At 39.9% G+C, this 1,638-nt stretch carries 1 protein-coding gene; it reads right to left on the bottom strand.

Features of this window, described 5'->3' with window-relative positions; all coding sequences use genetic code 11:
- On the bottom strand, positions 1-1,570 hold a 1,570-nt coding region (locus tag AC1DG9_RS26765), incomplete at its 3' end, for a TonB-dependent receptor plug domain-containing protein (protein ID WP_477635657.1).
- Positions 1,571-1,638: the final 68 nt, after the last annotated feature.

Here is a 1,638-nt window from a genome sequence, read left to right as displayed (position 1 = left end):
GGGCCATGCCATAGCCAAGTTTCTCTGTAGATTTGTTTACGTTTCTGCTGCCAATTACATTGTTCAGATAGATGTATTTTCCAAACAGATTTAGGCTCAATTTATTCTCTACATCATATCCGTACCCGAAACCAAGTACATTCTTATCCATTTTTTTTGCCGGATCTAATGCATTTTTTTCGGGAAATAATAAGTCATCGGTCTTTCTATTGAAGGTAGAAAACACATTGTTCACCGCCACAGAGTGATGGTCAGAAATTTTATAGCTCAACATAGCTGTACCAAGCCCATTATTGTTTTTGTATTTAGCTAGCTGTCCGCCATCTCGTTCACCCAAAGTCGGCTTAGGATCCCGTATCCCGTCCCAATCGTAATCTGCTCTCGCCGTATCTATTGTTTTTTCATATCCTAGGTTATAGTTTGCGTTCACAGTAAGGTCCAATCCCTTAATTAAATTTGTCTTTTTGTATTTAAGCGATGGCATAACGATTCTTCCACGCCTGTGTAACTGACCATAAACACTTTCAGGTCTGGCAGCAGTTTGTATTTCCTTATAGTTCTGACCTAATGTTATTCCGAACAAAAGGTTATCTGCAAATGATTTATTAACCACACCAACGTTTGCTATCAAAGTTTCGTTATGATAAGTGTCGTTAAATCTCCTTACCGAAGACGCTCTTTTTTCAGGCACCATATCATTCTGCAACCGAAGTTTAAGGTCTGTTTTATAATTGTTATCTGAGTAATTCTGGAAAGCGCTTAGCTGTACCGTTAATCCACTCTCTGAAGTAGCTGCAGCATTAATAACACTACGGTGCGTATTGAACGAACCATATGAATAAGAGGCATCCACATAATTCCGATGCCTGTTTCCTGTCACAATGTTCACTGCTCCACCCAACGCATCAGAACCTAACCACATAGGTACAACACCTTTATATACCTCTACACGCTCGGCAACATTTATAGGAATGTTGTTAATTTGGAAAGAGGATCCAAAATTGTCCATTGGGATACCATCTATAAAATAGCGGATATGATTACCTGAAAATCCATTTAATGATACATTAAAGTTGGAACCCACACCCCCCGATTCTCTTACCCGAACGCCAGCAACACGATCCAAAGCGCCCGAAATATCTAAGGTCGTATTGTAAAGTTTAGTCGCGTCAATTGCGGTTACGTTAAATGCCTGTCTGTTTACCTCTTGGGCCTTTGTCCGACCAATTACATTGACCGTTTCCATTTCTTTGACATCTTCGTCGAGCCCTAGATTTAGTTTTACATCTTCACCATTTCCTATTTTGATTGACTTCTTTTGAGATTTAAAGCCAATTGCCCTGATTTCGACAATATAGTCTCCTGGTTTAACGTTAGTGACTTTATAAAATCCATTTTGATCTGATATTGCTCCGTACGAGGAATTTCGAAGCTTTATTGTGGCAGCAGATACAGGTTCTCCTGCACTGCTTTTGAGTTGCCCACTCACACTGGAAGATGTTGTTTGGGCTTTTGAAAAAATAACATAGGTACACAGTATACCCAATAGCAAAAATTTCTTAATTTGCATGACTTTTAACTACGATTAAAGGTGAGCCGGCTTAGCCGGTAGCCACACGGGTCCGAACCGTGTGGCAT

The organism is Pedobacter sp. 05L430 (assembly GCF_056397585.1).
This window is presented reverse-complemented; position numbering and strand designations above follow the sequence as displayed.